Consider the following 689-nt stretch of genomic DNA (forward strand, 5'->3'; position numbering starts at 1 on the left):
GTTCAAGAATTTAATACTCATGAATTTATAAATGGAGTAAGTGCTCCCATGGTGTGCATGTTTAGAAAGTATGATACGCTGGGTGACAGCATCCTGGACCATGGAAAGCTTTTAAACTTTATCAGGTACAAATCTGTAATAACATCTAAAGACTACAAGGAAGCTTGTCAGAACGTCTATAACTCAGGGTACTGTACTGACGAGGAATACCCTGAAAAACTAATAGCTATAATTGAGCAAAATAAACTTTATCTTTATGACTGCGCTCCTAGATCTGAAATCACCGAAAACACAACTGACGAAGATATTAAATATCTACAGAAATGCCTAAACTCTATGAAAATAAGAGATGTAAATAATAATGTTTTAGCTGTAGACGGAACCAGTGGTCCATTAACTATAAGTACTATTAAAAAGCTCCAGCAAATACTTAACCTTTCTATCGATGGTATATGTGGACCTGACGTATTATCTGGAGTTAAAGCTATTATGGAAAAACCCATATGTAGTATTGAGTCTACGGGAGATACAATGGCCATAAGATATATCCAATGGAGAACTGGCAGCGATATCGATGGTATTTATGGAAATGAAACTGTAGGCCTTGTTAAAGAATATCAGAGAATCAATAACTTAGTTATTGATGGAATTGTAGGTAACGGTACTTGGCAAAGCTTACTCTCTTAAAC

Annotated in this window: 1 protein-coding gene; it reads left to right on the plus strand. The window is 35.4% G+C overall.

Annotation, left to right across the window (positions count from 1 at the left end):
- The coding region (locus tag KPL50_RS26660) for a peptidoglycan-binding protein (RefSeq protein WP_216301473.1) at positions 1-687 on the plus strand (687 nt) is incomplete at its 5' end.
- Between the last annotated feature and the right edge of the window lie 2 nt (positions 688-689).

Source organism: Clostridium sp. CF012 (assembly GCF_018861755.1).
In the GTDB taxonomy this organism is placed as follows: Bacteria; Bacillota; Clostridia; order Clostridiales; family Clostridiaceae; genus Clostridium_AD.